The sequence below is a fragment of the Microcoleus sp. B13-B6 genome, assembly GCF_036705405.1.
Classification (GTDB): Bacteria; Cyanobacteriota; Cyanobacteriia; order Cyanobacteriales; family Microcoleaceae; genus Microcoleus.
This window is the reverse complement of record NZ_JAUBUJ010000022.1, coordinates 36,906-58,063: the sequence shown is the minus strand read 5'-3', so window position 1 is coordinate 58,063 and position 21,158 is coordinate 36,906. Positions and strand designations below refer to the sequence as shown.

General features: G+C 46.5%; 14 protein-coding genes. 5 read left to right on the top strand and 9 right to left on the bottom strand.

The annotated features are described in order from the left end of the window. Positions 1 to 503 precede the first annotated feature (503 nt). Positions 504 to 1,190, bottom strand: a complete 687-nt coding sequence (locus QUB35_RS12430) for a PEP-CTERM sorting domain-containing protein (protein WP_333142196.1) — start codon at positions 1,188 to 1,190, stop codon at positions 504 to 506. A 1,275-nt stretch (positions 1,191 to 2,465) separates the two neighbouring features. Here QUB35_RS12430 and QUB35_RS39125 point away from each other — a divergent pair. Beyond that, the gene (locus tag QUB35_RS39125; protein ID WP_445252114.1) at positions 2,466 to 2,594 is read left to right on the top strand and encodes a hypothetical protein; all 129 of its coding nucleotides are present in this window, start codon (positions 2,466 to 2,468) and stop codon (positions 2,592 to 2,594) included. On the opposite strand, the gene QUB35_RS12425 is transcribed toward QUB35_RS39125, so the two are convergent. Both QUB35_RS12425 and QUB35_RS12420 read right to left on the bottom strand, forming a co-directional pair. Further along, positions 2,546 to 2,683 (bottom strand): hypothetical protein, encoded by a 138-nt coding sequence (locus QUB35_RS12425; RefSeq protein ID WP_333142195.1) that lies wholly within the window; start codon positions 2,681 to 2,683, stop codon positions 2,546 to 2,548. The two genes, QUB35_RS39125 and QUB35_RS12425, sit on opposite strands and share 49 nt — an antisense overlap. Positions 2,684 to 2,764: 81 nt before the next feature. Continuing rightward, positions 2,765 to 4,339: an outer membrane protein assembly factor BamB family protein gene (locus QUB35_RS12420; protein WP_333142194.1), complete on the bottom strand. Its 1,575-nt coding sequence runs from the start codon at positions 4,337 to 4,339 to the stop codon at positions 2,765 to 2,767. 127 nt (positions 4,340 to 4,466) lie between these two features. Here QUB35_RS12420 and QUB35_RS12415 point away from each other — a divergent pair, with 127 nt between their 5' ends. Continuing rightward, positions 4,467 to 6,614, top strand: coding sequence for a thioredoxin domain-containing protein (locus tag QUB35_RS12415; RefSeq protein WP_333142193.1), 2,148 nt, complete (start codon positions 4,467 to 4,469; stop codon positions 6,612 to 6,614). Positions 6,615 to 6,770: 156 nt separating this feature from the next. On the opposite strand, the gene QUB35_RS12410 is transcribed toward QUB35_RS12415, so the two are convergent. From QUB35_RS12410 to QUB35_RS12400, 3 genes are all read right to left on the bottom strand, one after another. Then, positions 6,771 to 7,859 (bottom strand): ABC transporter ATP-binding protein, encoded by a 1,089-nt coding sequence (locus QUB35_RS12410; protein ID WP_333142192.1) that lies wholly within the window; start codon positions 7,857 to 7,859, stop codon positions 6,771 to 6,773. Between the two features lie 212 nt (positions 7,860 to 8,071). Beyond that, positions 8,072 to 9,130, bottom strand: a complete 1,059-nt coding sequence (locus QUB35_RS12405) for a spermidine/putrescine ABC transporter substrate-binding protein (protein ID WP_333142191.1) — start codon at positions 9,128 to 9,130, stop codon at positions 8,072 to 8,074. A 51-nt stretch (positions 9,131 to 9,181) separates the two neighbouring features. Beyond that, positions 9,182 to 10,039: an ABC transporter permease gene (locus QUB35_RS12400; RefSeq protein ID WP_333107567.1), complete on the bottom strand. Its 858-nt coding sequence runs from the start codon at positions 10,037 to 10,039 to the stop codon at positions 9,182 to 9,184. Positions 10,040 to 10,133: 94 nt separating this feature from the next. Between QUB35_RS12400 and QUB35_RS12395 the strand changes: the two genes are divergently transcribed. Beyond that, the gene (locus tag QUB35_RS12395) at positions 10,134 to 12,194 is read left to right on the top strand and encodes a dynamin family protein (RefSeq protein ID WP_333142190.1); all 2,061 of its coding nucleotides are present in this window, start codon (positions 10,134 to 10,136) and stop codon (positions 12,192 to 12,194) included. Positions 12,195 to 12,339: 145 nt separating this feature from the next. Here QUB35_RS12395 and QUB35_RS12390 read toward each other — a convergent pair whose 3' ends face one another. After that, the gene (locus QUB35_RS12390) at positions 12,340 to 13,188 is read right to left on the bottom strand and encodes an ABC transporter permease (protein ID WP_333142189.1); all 849 of its coding nucleotides are present in this window, start codon (positions 13,186 to 13,188) and stop codon (positions 12,340 to 12,342) included. Positions 13,189 to 13,289: 101 nt separating this feature from the next. On the opposite strand from QUB35_RS12390, the gene QUB35_RS12385 reads away from it, so the two are divergent. Continuing rightward, positions 13,290 to 14,801 (top strand): FAD-dependent oxidoreductase, encoded by a 1,512-nt coding sequence (locus tag QUB35_RS12385; protein WP_333142188.1) that lies wholly within the window; start codon positions 13,290 to 13,292, stop codon positions 14,799 to 14,801. Here QUB35_RS12385 and QUB35_RS12380 read toward each other — a convergent pair. Further along, the gene (locus tag QUB35_RS12380) at positions 14,776 to 15,012 is read right to left on the bottom strand and encodes a hypothetical protein (RefSeq protein ID WP_333142187.1); all 237 of its coding nucleotides are present in this window, start codon (positions 15,010 to 15,012) and stop codon (positions 14,776 to 14,778) included. The genes QUB35_RS12385 and QUB35_RS12380 overlap by 26 nt on opposite strands. Positions 15,013 to 15,133: 121 nt before the next feature. Further along, a complete protein-coding gene (locus tag QUB35_RS12375; RefSeq protein WP_333142186.1) occupies positions 15,134 to 17,947 on the bottom strand; it encodes a chloride channel protein in 2,814 nt (937 codons plus the stop codon). Between the two features lie 791 nt (positions 17,948 to 18,738). Here QUB35_RS12375 and QUB35_RS12370 point away from each other — a divergent pair. Continuing rightward, the coding region (locus tag QUB35_RS12370) for a S8 family serine peptidase (RefSeq protein WP_333142185.1) at positions 18,739 to 21,158 on the top strand (2,420 nt) is incomplete at its 3' end.

The following is a 21,158-nucleotide window of genomic DNA, read 5'->3' as shown; positions in this document are numbered from 1 at the left end:
TGCCCATGAAATCATCTGTGGGTGGGGGCGGGCACTCTTGGCACCGCCCCTACAAAACCCTGGTTTTCCGTAGGGGCAATCCGACCCCTACTCCCCGTGGTTGCCCCGAAACAGCCCTGGGGTTTGGGGAGGGTTTGGGTGGGGTAAAAAATTTACGACTCCTGCAAGGATTGCTATATATCGGAAATGCTTCAGAAACAGCCTTACGGTAGTTCTTAAATGCGCTGTCTAGGGGCGATTTGACGGCAGCCTCTCAATGAAAGCAGCCAACCTAGCAATTTGAGGCAGCAGCCAGGAGGAAAGAGGAAGAAGGAAGGAGCCAGAAGAAGTGTTTTTACAAATATAAGATGCTCTGATTTCGGCTTCAAAGTCTGGGGTTGTCACGGTGGCGCGCTATCAGATACTAAGAAACCTGGTTTCACCAAGAAACCAGGTTTTTAGCCCGAACATAAAATAATCAGTTTGGCATCAAGCCAGAATCGAAAACCAGTTCAAACGATCGCCTATTCACCTTTTTGAGCTTGAGCGCGTTGCTTTTTGAACATAGCACCAAAGCCAACAGCGGCTCCAGCAGCAAGCATTGTTAAAGGTTCAGGAGTAGCTTCAGTGTTGCTAGTGCTGCTGATGTAAGAATCGCTTGCACCACCTGGTAAGGCTTGAACGTGCAAACCTAATTTTAAGGAACCGTTAGTCAACGCGGAAACTACGTTAGCATAATTTCCAGTAAAGCTCAATCCCAACATTTCGCCACCTTGGATACCCCATCTATTACCAGCACCAGTGTTACGTGAGAAGGCATAGTCTGTGGTGAAGCCATTACCACCTTGAGGCAACTGATCGTTACTAGCACCCCCAGTAAAAGCTACGTTACTATTGTTATAAATGTTAGCCACACCCGACAGAAAGTTATTATCATCAAAGAAAACTTTACTGATAAACATCTCAGAGGCTGCGGCATTTCCAGAGTTGAAGATATTAAAAAGAACTGATGAACCCTGGTCAATTACGTCAAATGAAAAGCTATTTGCATAGGCATCTCCTGGCGTATCCCCACCCACGATATTAGCAAAGCTGAAGGCAGAGGCAGGTGCCAAGCCGATGGCGGAAGCCGGTGCTGCAGAGACTGCACTAACAGCGGCGATACCGGCAACAGCTAAAATAGATTTGACTAAGTTTAATTGGGATTTCATGGTTAACACCTTTATTTTTAAGTTGACTGCAAGTAGGTTTTTTCCCTTCACATATTCAATCTAAAGCAAAGCACAAGTTAATGCAAGTAGTTTTGATAAAGATTCGATGAAGATTGAGAATAAGCTGATTTGATTTAGGCAAAATGCCTAAATTGATGGCTTCTAGCTCGCTATTTCCTATGGCGTGCATCAAATAATAGGGGTGCTGCTACCCGGATTTGAGTCCTGAATGTTCTGTCTTTCAAAAAGCTATAACTCAGATTCCTAAACTGGGGTGTAACACAGCATAATTACTGATAAAACTATTTTCAAGCTGTAAATTATGCCCTTAAAAAGTTTTTTATCCGTGAATGTACGGTAGAGAAGTTTAAGTGAGAGCTTGATTGGTGGGTAAAAATAGGTAAAAAGCGATGGTGACAGTGGAAGCTGCGGAATGTGGGCTATAACTCAGGACAAAATCTTGGATCATATTCGGTGCGTCGATTCTCGCTTTCGGATTCAGCAACCAGCGCCTTTTAGACTTATATGTTGCACCATTACCAAGAACCGGCTCTGGGGCCCGTTCCACAAAGAATGAGTTTTCTTGTGGGGAGTGGGGGTTGGGCAGGAGATTCCGCCCAAAACAGGCTTATCGATCATGGTGCAACATCTCAATTTAGAGACCAATGGTTTCGGTGCTCGTTATTATCTGTGACGCCGGAACTTTGGCCGACTAAAGGGACGACTCGACTTTCAGGGACATAGTTTTCGGAACGCCTCTACCGTCAGGGCTGTTTCGGGGCAACCACGGGGAGTAGGGGTCGGATTGCCCCTAGGGAAAACCAGCTTTTTGTACGGGTTGTGCCAAGAATGCCTACCCCACCCATCCAGGATTTGTTAGGCATTTGGTGGGATTGGGGCAGCCACGGGATTGGGGCAACCACAGGATTGGGGCAGCCACGGGATTGGGGCAGTCACGGGATTGGGGCAACCACGGGGGGATTGCCCCTACAAGAGAATGAAACGGCCCTGCCCCCTACCGTCTCACTCTTTTAAGATACAAGGGGCGGGTTTTTGAGGTTGTCAATTATTGGCAGGTATGGTTTGTGAACCCGCCCCTACGGTATTAGGGGTAATCGATCGGACATAATATGACAAGCTTAGCCAGCAAAAGCGAAAACACGCCGAAAATTCGATCGACTGGTGGGCCTGGTGCGACGAAGCCTGAGAGAGGGCCCGGAGGGAAAATAAACCGATTTTTTTTCAATTCGCTACTCTAGCTGCCGCTGGTGTAGGGTGAGGGAAGGGGAAACATTTTGCGATCGGGCGATCGTCCAATACATGAATTCGCACTTTATACCGATAAAAAGCGCTTTTCACTGTCTCACCTGTTTCTTGAACCGCCGCCCAAACGCTTGTTCGTAGTCTTCTCCTTCAGTTCGATCGACATTCTCAGCATTCAGCGACAATCCCAAGCCCACCGCGGATTTCAACACCCTTTTAGGAACAGGCAAGATGCCTGTTCCACAAAAGAGTCTACTTATTGTGGAACAGGCATCTTGCCTGTTCCCGATAGAGGTACAAAATACCAATAACTAACCCAAAGTATACATCCAGCCATCTCTCGCGCAAATCCTCACAATTCCGTCCCAAACTACAGGTGTCGCCTCAAATGACAAACCCGGCTTAAATCTCCCCGATTCTATTACTTTCAAACGGTAAAACTCCCCTTTGGCATTTTTCAAAGCATTTTGATCCCCCGACTTCGCTCGTTCCCAATTCAAATTGAACAAATAAACACCGTTGTATCCCGCACTGATCAGTTTATTGCCATCGGTAAAAATCGGAGTCGAAATTGAAGAACCAATCGCTTTTTTAAATACTATTACCGGAGTATCGTAAGACTGGTTTCGCCAAGGCACAAAAATTTTTTTACCTGTCATCATATCTTGGGAACCGATGTACAAATTGCCGTCGATCGCATTTGTGGCAAACAGCGCCGGAAACTCCCCTGAATTGTACTCGTCATTCAACGCCACCGAGCCAATTATCCCGCCTTCCCAGCTAGAAAGTCGGCGATTCCCAGTAGGCAAAAACCATTCGACGCTGGCATTCGGTTCCTTGTTTGGATTCAGCTTCAGCACTCCGCCGTTGCCCTGAATGTATTGTTTTTCAATGGCACAAAACAGTTTCCCTGATTTAGAAATTACAGCACTTCCGTCCAAATCTGAACCAGTATAGAAATCCCAAACTATCTTTTTCGTTTCAATGCTAATACCGTAAATATGACCGGAACCAGCAGCTATAAATATTCTATCTTTGAGCCTCGATGGCGATGATTCGGCTACCAAGTTGCCGCGGTGCTTGCTGATATCTGCTGCTGCATAAAGCTGTACTTCCGACAAGATATTTGGCTGCTTGATGCCTTGTTTGATTTTTGCATTGCTTGTGGAACTATCGAGAAAATAGCCGATCGCATTTTCCCCCGCATTGAACAAAACGCCACCGCCGATGTCCAAAGCGCTGCTGTCATTATCCCGGCTGTAGCTGGGCGTTCTCCTGATGTCCAATTTCCAAAGTTCCTTGCCAGTTCTAAAAGATATTGCCCTAAAACTCGGCACTACTTTTTGGCCACCACCGCCACTGCGGCTGCCTTGCAAAATTACAATTCTGTTTTCAGCGCTAGCTTTTTCATCGATATAAATCGTTGATGAACCTTTGATTATATCATCAAATTTATAGCGCCAAACTTCTTTATTGGTAGCAATATCTATTTTTCGCAAATTGTGGTCATAAGCACCTATAATTAAATAAGTTTTTCCCCCGTCTCTGGTAATTGTCGGCTGTCCTGTCCAACCGGCACCGCTCCAAACTACAGACCGCCTTCCCAGAAAAGTCCGGCCGCTGCCGAGTGGAAATTTGTCGATTAACTTCAAGCTTTTCGGAACACCTCTGCCGTAGAACCGACGCTTGTCGTTACCTAAAAAGGTCGGGACTAATAATTCTATTTCTGGGTCTGCTTGAGCCAGCAAATTGTTAAGATTAGTTTCTAATAAAGCTGGCTCCGAGGATTCAGTTTGGCTCAGTTTGAGAACAGCAGGAGGAACAGCAGCGCTCAGCAAAAATTGTCCTAGCTGTTGATTGAAGGTTCTCCGAGATGATAAGCTCATATTAGATCGAGATAATCAGTCTTAATATTAAAACATAATTATCAGCCACAACTCAACTAAAACATCTCGCGCTAAACTGCTAGAGGACTGACAAGCTTACCCAGCACGAGTAAAAGTATATTTGATTATGGTCAACCGTCTTGCTCAATCCCAAAGCCTTTACCTGCGGAAACACGCCGAAAATCCGATCGACTGGTGGCCCTGGTGCGACGAAGCTTTGGAAGCGGCCCGAAGCGAAAATAAACCGATTTTTCTGTCAATTGGCTACTCTAGCTGCCACTGGTGCACGGTGATGGAAGGGGAAGCATTTTCCGATCGCGCGATCGCCCAATACATGAATTCGCATTTTCTACCGATAAAAGTCGATCGTGAAGAACGCCCGGATATCGACAGCATTTATATGCAAACCTTGCAAATGATGACCGGTCAAGGCGGTTGGCCGCTCAACGTTTTTCTCACTCCAGACGAGCGAGTTCCCTTCTACGGAGGCACTTATTTCCCCGTAGAACCGCGCTACGGACGGCCGGGATTTTTAGAAGTTTTGCAAGCAATTCGCCGCTTTTACGACACAGAAAAAGGCAAAGTAGAAGCCTTCAAAGCAGAGATTTTAGGCAACCTCCAACAGTCGGCTGCGCTGTCAGGAGTGACCGCCGAATTAAATCGCGAACTCTTCCAAAAAGGCTTAGAACTCAACACCGGAATTGTCGCGGGCAGCAACCCCGGCCCCAGTTTTCCGATGATACCTTATGCTGAGCTAGCACTGCGGGGAACGCGATTTAATTTTGAATCAAAATACGACAGCAAACAAGTCTGCACTCAGCGCGGATTAGACTTAGCATTGGGCGGCATTTACGACCACGTAGGAGGCGGATTTCACCGCTATACGGTTGATGCGACTTGGACTGTGCCACACTTTGAAAAAATGCTCTACGACAACGGTCAAATTGTTGAGTATTTAGCAAATTTGTGGAGCGCGGGAATACAAGAACCCGCTTTTGAAACTGCGATCGCGGGGACAGTAGAATGGTTGAAGCGAGAAATGATTGCGCCGACAGGTTATTTTTATGCTGCACAGGATGCGGACAGCTTTACCCCCCCAACCCCCCCTTACCAAGGGGGGGCAAAAAATTCAACCCCCCCTTACCAAGGGGGGGCAACGGGGGGGTCAGAACCGGAAGAAGGAGCATTTTATGTCTGGACTTATGCCGAACTGGAACAACTATTAACTGCTGAGGAATTGGCGGAAATTAAAGCACAGTTTACTGTTAGTCGCAACGGCAATTTTGAAGGCAAGAATGTATTGCAGCGCCGCCATCCGGGAAAACTAAGCCACACGGTAGAAACGGCTTTGGCTAAACTCTTTCAAGTGCGCTACGGCGGCAATCGCGATACTGTAAAAACCTTTCCGCCAGCCCGCAACAATCAAGAAGCTAAAAACGACAGTTGGCCGGGTAGAATTCCCGCAGTTACTGACACGAAAATGATTGCTGCTTGGAATAGCTTAATGATTTCGGGTTTAGCCCGTGCTGCGGCTGTTTTTGGAAATTTGGAATATCTGGAATTAGCTGTGAAAGCGGCTAATTTTATTTTAGACAATCAGTGGACGGATGGGCGGTTTCAGCGGTTGAATTATGACGGCCACTCGGCTGTAACCGCGCAGTCGGAAGATTATGCTTTGTTTGTGAAAGCTTTGTTGGATTTGCATCAAGCGAGTTTGACTTTAGGCAACGGGGAAGAGGCAAAACAGTTGCCGAATTCTCAGTTTTGGTTGGAGAAAGCTGTGCAGGTGCAAGAAGAGTTTGATGAGTTTTTGTGGAGCGTGGAATTGGGAGGATATTACAATACTGCTAAGGATGCTAGCGGAGATTTGTTGGTGCGGGAACGCAGCTATATAGACAATGCAACTCCGGCGGCGAATGGAATTGCGATCGCCTCTTTGGTTCGCCTCGCGCTGTTGGGCCCTAATTTAGAATATCTCGATCGCGCGCAGCAAGGTTTGCAAGCTTTCAGCAGTATTGTACAAGATGCTCCGCAAGCTTGTCCGAGTCTACTTTCGGCGATCGACTGGTATCAGCATTCTACCCTGATTCGCACGTCACCTGACCAGATTTCGGGGTTGATTTCGCAATATTATCCGACTGCTGTCTGTCAGATTGAAGCTGATTTGCCTGAAGGTATTATCGGGTTAGTTTGCGAGTGTTTGACTTGCAAGGAACCTGCTAAAAGTCAAGAGCGGCTGTTGGAGGAAATTTTGCAAAGTCAAACGCGAGTTTAGTACCAATACGGTCTATATTATTGAACCGCGAAGACGCCCAGAAAGAAGGAGGAAGCAGAAGGAAGAAGTAGATTATCTTCTACCGGGAAGGAATCGCATCTTCAGTCTGCCCCTCAATCTTCCAAAGAATCTCAGTGGCTTCAGCCCGCTTGAGTGTCAACAAATGCAGATACTTTCCGGCGGCACTGCCACTCGAACGCTGTCGCCGACTTGGTGTCGCTGCAAGTCATCTCTGTGCAAGTTTTGTCGGCGAAGGGCGATCGAACTTTTATCAGTCAACCGCACCGTATAGCGCGTATCAGTGCCAATATAAATAGCCTCTTCTACTATTGCGGGCCAGCTATTTTCAGCATCATAATTAGCCGGATAAATAGCAGCTTTTTCTGGCCGCAACACCAGGGTAACAACTTTCCCAGGGGGGATATCTTCGGTTGTTGCAACTAACACGGGCAACTCCTGGTCAACCAACACGATTATTTTACCGTTTTGCTTTTCTACTACTCGACCACTTAAAAAATTGCTGTCGCCAATAAAATCAGCAACAAACCGCGTTTTAGGATATTCATAAATATCAACTGGCGTGCCGACTTGTTGCAGTTTTCCTCCATCCATCACTGCAATTCTGTCCGACATCGTTAGTGCTTCTTCCTGATCGTGAGTCACATAAATAAACGTAATTCCTAATTTACGCTGCATTTTTTTTAATTCTAATTGCATCTCTTTACGCAATTTTAAATCCAGCGCTCCTAAAGGTTCATCCAACAGCAAAACAGACGGCTGTTTGACTAATGCTCTTGCTAGTGCTACTCGCTGCTGCTGTCCTCCTGACAGTTGGCGGGGATAGCGTTTTCCTACCTCGGTTAACTGTACTAATGCTAAGGCTTCAGCAACGCGATCGCGAATTGTTTTCTGAGGCAAATTCTCCATTTCTAACCCAAAAGCGGCATTTTGTGCTACTGTCATGTGCGGAAATAAAGCATAATTTTGAAATACCGTATTTACTGGGCGGTGAAACGGTGGGCGATTTTGCATCGGTTGGCCGTGAATGTAAATTTCGCCCGCTGTGGGAATTTCAAAACCCGCTATCATTCGCAAAGTTGTAGTTTTGCCGCAGCCGGAAGGGCCGAGTAAAGAAAAGAATTCTCGATCGTAAATTTGCAGGTTGATGTTATCTACAGCCAGGAAATCTTGACTGCGGACACTTTTAAATACTTTGGAAACTTCTAAAACCTCGACAGAGTGCATTGTGTTAGTATGTGTGAGTAATAAAAATCTGAGATCGAGTCCTGATATCTTGCACCATTCTCAATTAATTGTTTAGGAACGGGCAAGATGCCCGTTCCACAATAAAATTAAGTTTTGTGGAACGGGCATCTTGCCCGTTCTTGACGATGGTGCAACTCCAATGCAAACTTAAAATTTAAGTAAACCCGCCCCGGCACAAACCTGTGTTATATCTACTTTCCGGCCCCGGCTTTAACTTCCGTCCAAGCTCGATCGTACAATGCAGTTGCTTTCCCGACATCCTGTAATAATTTCATTTTGGCAAACACCTCAGCCGACGGGTAAATTTGAGGATTTTTAAAATCTTTCGGGTCGATTAAACCTTGATCAATTGCTGCTTTGTTGGGCGATCCGAAGTGGGTAAAATTGGAAATTTGGGCGCCGACTTCTGGGTGCAAAATAAAGTTAATAAATTTTTCCGCTAACTCTTTCTGGGGCGCACCTTTGGGAATTGCCATGTTGTCAGAAAAAATGATTGTTCCTTCTTTGGGAATAGCGTAACGGATATTAGGATTCTCTGTCATCACTTGGAAAATATCGCCACTCCATTCCATTGTCAAATTTACTTCTCCTTGATCTAGCATATTTTGCCCGGTGTCGGGGACAAAAGCTGCAATGATATTTTTACTTTTAATCAGCAAATCGCGGGCTTTGTTAATTTCTTCGGGATTGGTGGTATTTGGATCAAATCCTAAATACATTAAAACTCCTGCAAATGTGTATCGGGCATCGTCTTGCCACGCGACTTTTCCGGTATATTTTGGGTCGAACATCGCCGCCCAACTGTTAATTTCTCCCTGGATTATTTTCGCGTTGTAGCCAATTCCCATCGTTCCCCACTGGTAGGGCAAGGAATATTTATTACCAGGGTCAAAAGCTTGATTGATAAACTTAGGTTCTAGGTTCTTTTGGTTGGGAATATTGTTTAAATTCAGCGGCTCAATTAGATTTTCTGCGATCATGATTTTCACCATGTAATCGGCGGGAAATATTAAGTCGTAACCGGGGTTTCCCTGTTTGAGTTTGGCATAGAGTGCGTCGCTGTTCTCGAAAGTGTCGTATTGAATTTTAACATTGTTCTCTTTCTCGAATTGGGCGATCGCTTCTGGGGCTATATAACTGGCATAATTGTAAATGCTGAGCACTTGTTGGTTGCCACCTGTGGGGCTACAGCCGAAAGCCACCGTTGCGCTCATCACAAACAAAAGTAGGAAAGTCAGCAGGCGTTTCATAGGTTGTGTTAGTTGCAGACGACAATAATTATGACACAGAAAGCAATTTTTTTAACTTTTCTGAACTTTTAACGATGATACAACCAGCAACAAGGAAGCCAACAACATCAAAGTTGAAATGGCATTAATCGCTGGCGTAACTGCAAATTTTATCATGCCATAAACAAATAATGGCAGCGTCATCGAACCGACACCTGTGGTAAAAAATGTCACGACAAAATCGTCCAGGGACAGAGTAAAAGCCAGCAGTGCAGCGCTGAAAATTGCGGGCCAAATCAGAGGGAGAGTGATGCGCCAAAACGCCCGCCATTCGTTAGCGCCTAAGTCAAAAGCTGCTTGTTCTAATTGAGGATCTAGTTCCGCCAAACGCGCCCTGACAGTAATAGTCACAAAGGAAATATTAAAGACAATGTGACCGATAATTACGGTAGGTAAGCCGAGATTGAGGCGAATTCCCGTGAGATTTTCTACGATCCGAAATACTAGGGTAAAGAAAACTAGCAGCGAAATGCCGATCGTAATTTCGGGCATAATAATAGGCAAAAACAGTAAAGCTTCTACTGCTTTGCGCCCTGGGAAATGAAAGCGTTCCAGTGCTAGCGCGAGCATTGTACCAAAAATTGTCGCTAACACAGTCGAAATAGCTGCAATTAGCAAGCTGTTGTTGAGTGCAGTCAAGATTCCGGCGCTGCTACTCGTAGCAATCGTCGCGCCTGCATTGCTAAACAAACTGCGGTACCAGTCAAGGGTAAAGCCACGCCAAACGGCATTGAATCTAGAGGCGTTAAAGGAGTAAATAATTAAGATGAGAATTGGCAAGTAAAGAAAGGCAAATGCTAGTGCAGCTTGTACCCAAAGCCACTTTTTGCCGATCGCCCGCACGAGTAAATCTAGTTTTGTTTTAGTCATTAGTCATTAGTCATTAGTCATTAGCGCATCTTACCCTAAATTTAGATCTGTCAAGGTGATAAGATCGAATTAGACCTTACTCGAGGGAAGACCCATGAGCAGTCAAGAAAAAGCGGCTGGTTGGCTCCATAGCTTGGATCGCCTTGTCAGAGTTCGCAACGAGATAGCAGCTTTGTTGGAGGATCTCGCCCAAAATCTCACCCTAGCTGAATCACAAGCAGAAAATACATCGGGAAAACTAGGACTCTCTAAAGAGATTGAACGTCTCATCCAGCAAAGTGAAAATTTGCGCCAAGGAGTCTTTCGGTTTTTAGTATTAGGGGATATGAAGCGGGGAAAAAGTACATTTCTCAATGCTTTGCTAGGGCAGAATTTACTGCCCAGTGATGTCACTCCCTGTACTGCTTTGTTAACAGTGCTGAAATACGGTACAGCAGAGAAAGCGACGATTTACTATAACGATAGCAAACAACCAGAGGAAATAGATTTTCAGCAGTTTAAGCAGCGCTATACAATTGATCCAGAAGAAGCAAAAATTCTAGAGCGGGGCAAAGAGCTAGCTTTTCCAGATATCAGTCATGCGGTGGTAGAACATCCGCTACCGCTGCTAGCCAAAGGTATCGAATTTGTGGACAGCCCGGGACTGAATGATACGGAAGCGCGAAACCAGCTTACTCTCGACTATATCTACAACTGTCACGCCATACTTTTTGTGTTGAGTGCGTCTCAACCTTGCACATTGGAGGAACGTCGCTATCTCCAGAATTACCTGAAAGACCGAGGTTTAACTATCTTCTTCATAGTCAATTCTTGGGATAGAATTCGAGAGGGACTTGTCGATCCAGAAGACACTGAGGCACTGCAAGTAGCCGAGGACAAACTGCGTCGAGTTTTCCAGACTAATCTGAGTGAATATTGTCAGGATCGGGGCCGGGATATTTATCAGGATCGAGTTTTTGAGATTTCTGCTCTCAATGCCTTGCGTAGTCGTTTGAAAAACTCAGAAGCTACTTTAGAAGGCACTGGCTTTGTCGAGTTTCTGGCGGCTCTCAATCATTTTCTGACTGGGGAACGAGCTGCTGCTGAACGGGAACAAGCAAGAGCGATCGCCCTTCAAGCTTGCAATCGCTTTCAAGCAGCAATCTCCCGCCGCATTCCTTTGTTAGATGAAACTGTCGATCAATTGAAACAGAAAATTGATTCGATTCAGTCGGACTTCGCAATTTTGTCTGAAATTGGTAATAAATTCCAGCAAGAAATTAGAACTGTTCGCGAGCGAACTTCCCAAGAAATAGGCGATTCTTTCCGTACCTATATCCTGGATTTAGAGAACACCTTTGAAAAGGATTTTTTAAGCACTCAGCCCGATTTAGATTTCATGCAATTTCTCGACAAAAACAACCGGGCAATGTTCTATACCTCATTCAAACGTGCTTTCGAGCGATATATGAACGATCGCCTCGCTGCTTGGGAATTCATTGCCAAACAGAAGATAGCCTCTGCTTTCTCTGAACTCGAGGAAAAAGCAGCCGATTCTCGAATTGAATATGAACGAGTAGTAGAGGCTATGAATAAGAAGCTGTTAGGCTATCGATTCTACGCCGTCGGGCATAGCTACAAGCATGAAGAAAACTCGACTTGGGCTGAGGTGGCAATAGATATGTTTTCCTCGATTCCCGACAACCTCAACAGAGGTATCCATTCTTTCAATATGTTTTGGCAGAGTGTCTTGGCTTGTGTCATGGTGACGCTGGTGCTAAATATTATCGGTGTAGTTTTTGCCTCTTTAACTCTTTCTGTTTTGGGTGGAATTCTGGTAGTTACAGGTGTTGTAGCATTGCAAGCGGAGTATGTTCGCCAACAGTTCATTTCTGCGACTAAGACAGAGTTTGTCAAATATCTGCCACAAATTGCTGAAGAACAGTCGCAATATATTTATGAAGCAGTCAGGAAATGTTTTGAGACTTACGAAGAACAGGTGTGCGATCGCGTGAATGCTGATATCAATTCTCGCAAAGCCGAGTTAGATAGTTTGCTCGCTCAAAAACAATCGCGAGAAATTGACATCCAAGCTGAAACTAAACGTCTGAAAGACTTGGAAGCCGATATTTTGTCTCAATTGCAGCAAATTGAGTTGGTAGGTGGATTTCTTTAGCTAAAATCCAAGTAAGCTGAAGTGCATTTAAATTGTAGAGTCAAATTTAAGAAAAGTCTTGTGGGGAGTAGGGGTTGGGCGTCTCGCCCGCCCAAAAAATACAATTTAGATGCCCAACAGCTTAAGATGCCCATTTCGCACCTTACTATTGAGTTTCGTCAGACACGCGGAAGTAAATTAACACCGGAATCAATATGATTACCGTCAACAGCATAGAAAGCGCCGATCCAAAAGGCCAGTCGCGGGCTTTCATAAACTGATTTTGAATCAAATTTCCCACCATAACTGTTTTAGATCCGCCCAATATATCCGGTGTGATGAAAGCGCCGACTGCGGGAACAAAAACTAAAATCGATCCTGCAACAATACCGCGAGTTGTTAATGGTAAAAATACGCGCCAGAAAGTGCGAATATCATTTGCCCCTAAATCTTGAGCGGCTTCTACCAATGAAAAATTGAAGCGTTCTATGCTAGAATATAAAGGCAGAACCATGAAAGGTAAATAGCCGTAAATAAGACCGATCGCCACAGCGAAAGGCGTAAAAAGCAAATTTAACGGTTCGCTAATAATTTGCAAGCTTTGCAGGGCTGTGTTAACTACTCCTTCGCTACGCAGGAGTATGATCCAGGCGTAGGTTCTCACTAAAAAGTTAGTCCAAAATGGAATAATTACCAGCAAAAGCAAAGCATTTCGCCAGCGAGGAGAACGGGTGGCGATGAAGAATGCCAGGGGATAGCCAACTAACAAGCAAGCGGCAGTTGTTAGAAAAGCCAGCCAGAGCGATCGCCCAATTACTCCTAAGAAAAGTCCACTGAACAAACGCTGGTAGTTGCTAAGAGTAAATATCCAAGTAACGCCGCCGTAAGTACCGCGCTCTAAGAAACTGTACAACAGTACAATTATCACCGGCAAAATGAAGAAAACCATCAGCCATGCGGTACCGGGAAATAAGAGCAGCAACAGGTTAGTTTGCTGGCGGTTTTTGACACTCATTATTCACTCAAGCCAAATTTAGCACATAATTCAACACATTTTATATCAAATCCGCATTTTATGAATTATGTCATCATTAATAAATTATCAAGAGGTACGCAATGTCAGCAAAATCGTCAACCCCAAAAATAGCCGTCGTCGGTGCAGGATGGGCCGGTTTAGGCGCCACCTATCACCTAGCCCAGCAAGGCTATGATGTCACCCTCCTAGAAGCAGGCCCTTATCCGGGTGGCTTAGTTGCAGGGTGGAAAACTGCCGGCGGGCGTTCCGTAGAAGCAGGCATTCATGGCTTCTGGTATCCCTACAAAAACATCTTTTCCCTAGTCAAGGAATTAGGACTCGCTCCCTTCACGCCTTGGACTCGTTCTTGTCAGTATTCACCTGCAGGATTGGAAGTAGAATCGCCGATTTTTCAGGACGAACCTCGACTTCCCACACCGTTAGGAACCTTTCTTTACACCAGATTTAAAAGGCTGCCATTAGTCGATCGGCTTTCCGCCTTACCCTTACTCTACGCCGTCCTAGATTTCGACAATTCCGACGAAGCTTGGCGCAGGTACGATCGCGTCACAGCCCGCGAACTCTTCAAACAGTTTGGCGTTTCTGCAAGACTGTACCGCGATGCTTTTGAGCCTATGTTATTAGTAGGTTTATTTGCACCAGGAGAACAATGTTCTGCCGCCGCAGCTTTGGGAATGCTTTATTATTTCATATTAGCACACCAACCGGATTTTGATGTAGTTTGGTGTCGCGGAACAGTCGGAGAAAAAATATTTCGCCCGTGGGTGGAGCGCATTGAAAAACTAGGTGCAAAAGTATTGACAAAGCAGCGAGTTACTGATTTAACAGTTGACAGCAACAACCGAGCCACAGGCGTTGTTTGCGGCGAAGAAACCTTCGAGGCAGATGCAGTTATTTTTGCAGTTGGCGTCACGGGAATGCAAAAAATTATCAGCAGTAGCCCAGCTTTGCAAAGCCGCCAAGAGTTTCGGGACGCGATGAATTTGGGTGCAGTGGACGTGTTAGCTGTTCGCCTGTGGTTTGACCGAAAAATTGACATTCCGCTGCCTTCTAATGCCTGTTTTGGATTTAGTTCAACTACAGGTTGGACGTTTTTTGATTTGAATGCTTTGCACGACGAATTTCGCGACGAACCGGGAACAGTTGTCGAAGCTGACTTTTATCACGCAAATCAATTAATTCCCCTAAAAGATGAGGAAATTGTTTCCTTAGTTCAGCGGGATTTAGCGACTTGCATCCCCGCTTTTCGGGAGGCAAAAGTAATAGACAGCAGCGCGATTCGGCTGTCGCGGGCTGTGACGCATTTTGCCCCTGGCAGCTATCAGTATTTGTTGCCTGCGGTAACAAGTTATGATAATGTATTGATGAGCGGCGATTGGGTTGTGACCCGCCACGGTTCTTGGTCGCAGGAAAAGGCTTATGTTACGGGTTTGGAGGCGGCAAATTTGGTAATTTCGCGTTTCGGAATCGGAAACAAAGCGGCAATTATTCCCGTGGAAGCTGACGAACCGCACATTCAAATCGGGAGAAAGATTAATCAGTTGACTCGCACTTTGACTAAAACTTTCATTCCCGATTTTTGGCTACCATAAAAAGAAGGAAATTCGCCAACGCATTTAACAGATATCTTGCACCATTCTCAATTAGCCGTAGGGGCGGGTTCGCCAACAGCCTTAAAGCTTGCAAATAGGTTCTATAAACCCGCCCGACCCCACGAAAAATCCTCTTATTGATATTGCTGCAAGATGTCAGATTTAACTGAGATGTTGCACCATTCTCAATAAGCTTTTTATGAACAGGCAAGATGCCTGTTCCACAAAGAGTGAATTTTCTTGTGGAACAGGCATCTTGCCTGTTCTTGAGAATGGTGCAAGATGTGAGATTTAACAGATGTCAGGAAGAAGGGGGATTCCCGTCTGGTTAGCTAAGAGGCCGATCGCACTAAAATGACTGTACAGTCGCACCCGCGCGCCACAGCTTCCGGGATATTCCCGTGAATCACCTGCTTCAGCAGCCCTTCGCGGCTTGCTCCCAGGACGATCGCATCGCACTGATCGTTCTGAGCCAAATCAATTAAAGCATCAGAAACCGATTTAGCGCAAACCGAAGTCGCTATTATCGAACAGCTAACCCGGCGCTTGATAAACTCCGCCGCTTGCTTTAATTCTCCGCGATCGGGTTCTGCAACAGAAGGCTGGTGAACCTGACACAATTTAATCTCCGGTACAGCACTCGCAGCCACCAAAGCAGGTAGCAGCCGCAAAGCCGCAGCTTGCTTGTAACTGCCGCGAATAGGCACCAACCAGCGGTGCAAACCCATCAGCGTGTGCAGTCCCAATTCTGGCCCTGGAATGTCTGAATTCGGCGGGGAAAGTTCAGTCTCTGGAGTTGCTGATGAATCTGAGGATCTCGCCAATGCGGGATTATCTGCGCCGTCAACTTTTTCGGGATTTAACTCCCATTCTATAGACGTATATTTCCGCCCGCTGAAAGTGGGGGAAAACTCATTTTTCTTGCGTGTTGCTAATAGTTTTTCGCTCCACTTCACCAAAATCACCTCGCAGCCTGCTTGCCGAATTACGGTATCCACAACATCGCCAAAAATGCGTCCTTTTGTGGAAAATTCGCCTTGCCAGCCCATCAAAATTGAATCGATATGTCGCTCCTTTATTGTCTCCAAAATCGCGTTAGGCACGTCGTGAGCTACCCGTATTTGGGTGTGTACCGGCAAGTTCCAATTGCGAATTATTCGCTCGGCTTGTTGTAGCAGGCGGCGGCTTTTGGTTGTCCGCACTGCGCTTTCTGAGGGGGAACTGTTGCGCGGTACTATGATGATTTGCAGGCATTCTAATTCGTAATTGCGATCGCGCGCGATCGCCGCCGCCAGCCTCAGCAAAGCGGGTGCTGTTTGGGGGTTGGAAAGCGGCACTAATAAGCGGCCGTTTCCGACTTGCGGAGCCCTGGTTTGATAGACAACATAGGAAGGTTCTGGATGCGGGCCCTGGGTTGTTTCTCCGCTGAGACGATCGGATTCAACTCGGATAATGTCGCTGCGGGTAATAATTCCCACCAAACGCCGACCTTCTACGACTGGCAAACGGCTGATATTGTAGTTGTTGAGCCTGTACAATACCTCGCTTAAAGTATCCCTTGCTTTGACTGCGATCGGCTGTACAGTCATAAATTCTTTAAGCAGCGAGTTGCCGGACAAATTGCGCTCGCTGGCATTTGCCAAATCGGTTTGACTGACAATTCCGACTAATTTGCCATCTTCAACTACTGGAAATCCTCGGTGGTGCGATCGCGAAAAAGCCTGCATCACTTCATCAAAAGTCAGCAGACTCGAAAGAGTTTCAACTCGGCGCTGCATCACGTCATCTGCGTGCAAGTCGCTCAAAGTATTGCTCGCAGCTTTTGCCTTTGTCAGTTGAATGCCGTTAAACTCCAAAAGGCGAGTGTACAGCGAGCCACTTTCTACCTTTTCCGCGACTAAATAAGCAACTACAGAACAGATCATCAAAGGCAGCACTAATTTGAAATCCGCCGTAATTTCAAACACAATTACTACCGCAGTAATCGGCGCTCTAGTAACCGCGCAAAAAAACGCTCCCATTCCCGCCAAAGCGTAAGTTACTGGCGAACCGATACCCAGGACATCTGCCTGCACAATGCCCACCATGTGACCGAGTGCAGAACCCATAACTAGGGAAGGCGAAAACAATCCTCCCGGAGCCCCAGAAGCAGCGGATATAATTGTTAGAAAAAAGTGTGCTATAAAAGCAATTAAACTCGTTATGCCACTTGCTTCACCCGTCAGCAGAAACTCCCGCAAACCCGTATTGTTGCGAAAAGTTTCTGGGAGAAAAGCTATTACTGAACCGCAAATAATACCAGCTAGAGCCACTCGCACGGGCAAAGCTAATTTGAGCGATCGCCTGTTAAATTGCAAGCTAGCAATAATCCCTTTAGTGAACAAAGCTCCCAGCAATCCCGCTAAAATTCCTAGCACTATGTAGAAGGGAATTTCCTGAGCCTCAAAACTGCTTTGGTACTCGCGAAGGTTCAAATTTAAACTATCACCGCCCAAAAGCTGCGATACAACTGCACCGATAAATGAAGCGATAATAGCAGTCCCTAAAGTCAATCCCGAAACATCGTGCAGGAGTTCTTCAACTACAAACAAAACTCCTGCAATTGGAGCATTGAAACCAGCAGCCAATCCTGCCGCAGCACCGCAAGCAATCAATTGTCGGCGGTAGTCTGGGGAAGTAGGCATCAAGTGACCTATCCAGCCGGCCAAAGATGCTCCTATTTGCACAGTGGGGCCTTGCCTCCCTAAAGTTAAACCGGAACCAACTGCTAAAATAGTCGTCAGAAGTTTGGCGACAGCTACTCGCAAATCTAAGGAAAGATTGACGCCGCCGAGAGCAGCTTTGACGTGAGGAATGCCGCTGCCGGCAGTTTCGGGAGCAAAACGCTCAACCAAGAAACCTGTCAGCAACCCGCCGAATAAACCGACGGCGGGCAGTAATATCCAAGCTGGGATTAATGTCGAGGTAGCAACTCGCCAACTGCCCAGCCATCCGACTCCTGACTTTAGCAAAACCCCCGCGAGTCCTGAAATTAAACCGATCAGACAAGCTTCAAAAATGGCTAGGCGTTTTGGTCGTAAAAAAAGTTGAGATTTGATGACCCTGGAAGGTTCCCTAAATTGTTTAGGGATAGTTATGTACGGCATAAATAGCGTAGATGACCTGAGAATTGTCTGCTCGATCGCACTTTAGCGAAAAATCCTTCGACTTGGCAAAATATAACTAATTTTTAACCGGAGGTTCACGCAGATTAACGCAGATTAATTCTATAGGTTTATATAGCTAACCTAAATCATTTGTGTAATTCTTGTAGGGGCAATCCCCCCGTGGTTGCCCCAAGGTAGGGGTAGGCACGGGGAGTAGGGGTAGCACTACCCCTACATATTGTTACAAATGATTTAGACGCACTATAGAACCCATTTGATATCTTGCGATCGCTCCTAGCAGTCGAATATCTCACAGCAGTCCATTTACCATAACAAGTACGGAAGAACTACTTCCCTGATTTGTTGAGACTCACTTTGCTGAGGATTCTTTCGCCCTTTTGCCCTATTCAATTCCTGTTACACAACACCCCTCAAAAGTCAACCCTCAACCGCTCTCATCGCCAAAGATCCGACTTTTCCGACTTATCCGACTGGAAGATCCGACTTTTCCGACTTCTACAAACAGCCGCCGACAGAGATAATAGAGAGAGATAGCGAAACTCAACCCGCGATCGCTTGGGTTCTATATGCAGTTGGATATTTGTGAACTGTAACAGGAAAATTTTATTTCCTGGGAATTAATTTAGCTATCGCCACAGATATAGGATAAAATCTATCTTATGGGGGATGCGGGGACAAGGCGATCTCATCTAATTGCAAATGCGATCGCCTTCTCCTCAGACCCGATCGCTTTCAGAAGCAGTTAAGAAAATTATCAAGAGAGCCTTGTTATGACTGATACATCCGAATTGCTGAAAGACTTAAAAAAAGAGCCCCTATTTCAAGATCAGTGGTGGCTGCTCAACACCGGACAGAAAGTAAATAATATTGCCGCCGCAGGCACTCCCGGTATTGACCTGAATGTACTGCCTTTGTGGCCGTTCTATACTGGCAAAGGCATCAAAGTAGGTGTCGTCGATGATGGTGTCGATCTTCAGCACGAAGACCTGCCACCAGCCACAGGTTTGAACGCGACAGATAATAATAATCATGGCACCCCTGTAGCTGGCATTATTGCAGCAAAAAGAAATAAAGTCGGCACCGTCGGCGTTGCTTACGGAGTAGCGAGCATCAAGAGTTTCCAGAAGAACACTGATACCGCTAGCCTGCAAAGCCAAGTAGATTTCGACGTTTCCAACAATAGCTGGGGTGGTGACACCCACTTTCAATTGATTGACGGCAATTTCCAAGAGAACCCCGCTCCCGGCAAAGCGATCGAAAACGCAGTCACTAACGGCCGCGGGGGGTTGGGCACAGTATTTGCCTGGTCCGGGGGAAACGAGCGTGAACACGTTAACCCAGACGACACTCTGCAAGGAGCAGGAAAGCGGGGGAGAAATCTCAACTCAGGCAATTACGAGAACAGCCGCTATGTAATTGGTGTAGCAGCGATCGACAATAAAGGAGTTGTTGCCCCATACAGCAATCCGGGTGCACCACTCTTAGTCTCAGCCTTCGGCGACCGACCCGCCAGTATCGCTACCGTCGATCGTATGGGCGAGAAGGGCGAAAACCCAGAGGAAGAGCCGAATTTTCAAAATATTAACTACACCCACCAGTTTAACGGCACGTCAGCAGCGGCGCCAATGGTTTCCGGCGTTGCAGCCTTAATCCTGCAAGCCAATCCCAAACTCGGCTACCGCGATGTTCAGGAAATTCTCGCTTACTCCGCCCGCAAAAATGACCCGAATAACGACAAGGCTGACCAAATCATCGGTAAAGACACGTGGAAATTTAACGGCGCTAAAAACTGGAACGGCGGCGGGCTCCACGTCAATCACGACTACGGCTTCGGATTAGTCGATGCCACAGCAGCAGTGCGTTTGGCTGAAACTTGGCAATTTCGATCTGGACCTGCCAAAGATAAAGCAGCAACTGCGGAAACTGAGGAATCTCAACTTGCCAATTTGACCCTGCCAGAAAATCAGAAAACACCGTTAAACATTCCCAACAATGATTCCAAAGGTATTACTGGAATATTCAAGTTCGGTTCAGGCATCAACATCGACAAAATCGAACTAGATTTGGATATCGAGCACGGTCAATTTCAAGACTTAGTAGTCAAGCTGACATCTCCCGATAAGACCGAGAGTATAATTCTCGATCGTGTCCCTTACTACACCAAGGCCCCTAAAATAGAAGACAACGGTTTCAAAGGCACAACCGTTAACTACACCTTCAGCAGCGCCCGCCACTGGGGAGAAACCGGCCTTGGCGATTGGACGCTGAACATTTCCGATAATAGCGATAAAAACGACCCCCAAAATACCGGTCAAAATGACACCAGCGGCAAAAATACCGGCGTACTCAAAGGCGCAACTTTACGGCTGTACGGCGACGAGTTAATTGACGACAACACCTACATCTATACCAACGAGTTCGCGAGTACCATTAAAGAACCAAATCAGAGCAATCGCGCAACTCTCACCGACCCCGAAAACAAAGGCAACGACATCATCAACGTTGCCGCCATCACTGACAACGTTATTATCGACCTAGCGCCCAAAGGAGAAAGTAGGCTACCAGGCCGCACAGTTACAGGCGACAAACTCGTTGCTCAAACCCTCACCATCGCCGACGGCAGCATCATCGAAAATGCCTTTGCTGGCGCAGGAGATGACTCAATAGTCGGCAACGAAGTAGCCAACACCCTCTGGGGCGGCCGCGGCAACGACACCCTCGTCGCCTCCGGTAGCGGCGACACCCTCATCGGCTTCAGCTTTGATGGCGACGACACCCTCATCCCCGGTAGCGACTCCCTAGTGGGAAGCACGGGAGACACTACTTACATCCTCGATGCCAGGACAGCCAGAGGCAGCAAAATTAAAAATATTGGTGGTGTCGCCAATAATTTAATCCTCAACAACGCCACCCTGACAAACACCCTCCCCGCAGACGGGCAGAACGGGATGGACAGAATAGGTAACAATTTGCTGATCGACCTCAACGCCGACGGCAAGCTAGAATCAAGACTTGATTTGACCATTGAAGACTTTTACTTGCCTGAGAGCGGCGACTTCCAAAACGTCGGCAACCTGCCTCGTAGTGTCATTCCCTCGGTTTTCACTCCGACAACTCCGACAACTCCGACAACTCCGACAACTCCGACAACTCCGACAACTCCGACAACTCCGACAACTCCGACAACTCC

Excerpts from the sequence above, each read along its gene's own strand:
- QUB35_RS12430 (WP_333142196.1), bottom strand. The coding sequence starts at position 1,190 with ATGAAATCCCAATTAAACTTAGTCAAATCTATTTTAGCTGTTGCCGGT.
- QUB35_RS12420 (WP_333142194.1), bottom strand. The coding sequence starts at position 4,339 with ATGAGCTTATCATCTCGGAGAACCTTCAATCAACAGCTAGGACAATTT.
- QUB35_RS12415 (WP_333142193.1), top strand. The coding sequence starts at position 4,467 with ATGGTCAACCGTCTTGCTCAATCCCAAAGCCTTTACCTGCGGAAACAC.
- QUB35_RS12410 (WP_333142192.1), bottom strand. The coding sequence starts at position 7,859 with ATGCACTCTGTCGAGGTTTTAGAAGTTTCCAAAGTATTTAAAAGTGTC.
- QUB35_RS12405 (WP_333142191.1), bottom strand. The coding sequence starts at position 9,130 with ATGAAACGCCTGCTGACTTTCCTACTTTTGTTTGTGATGAGCGCAACG.
- QUB35_RS12400 (WP_333107567.1), bottom strand. The coding sequence starts at position 10,039 with ATGACTAAAACAAAACTAGATTTACTCGTGCGGGCGATCGGCAAAAAG.
- QUB35_RS12395 (WP_333142190.1), top strand. The coding sequence starts at position 10,134 with ATGAGCAGTCAAGAAAAAGCGGCTGGTTGGCTCCATAGCTTGGATCGC.
- QUB35_RS12390 (WP_333142189.1), bottom strand. The coding sequence starts at position 13,188 with ATGAGTGTCAAAAACCGCCAGCAAACTAACCTGTTGCTGCTCTTATTT.
- QUB35_RS12385 (WP_333142188.1), top strand. The coding sequence starts at position 13,290 with ATGTCAGCAAAATCGTCAACCCCAAAAATAGCCGTCGTCGGTGCAGGA.
- QUB35_RS12375 (WP_333142186.1), bottom strand. The coding sequence starts at position 17,947 with ATGCCGTACATAACTATCCCTAAACAATTTAGGGAACCTTCCAGGGTC.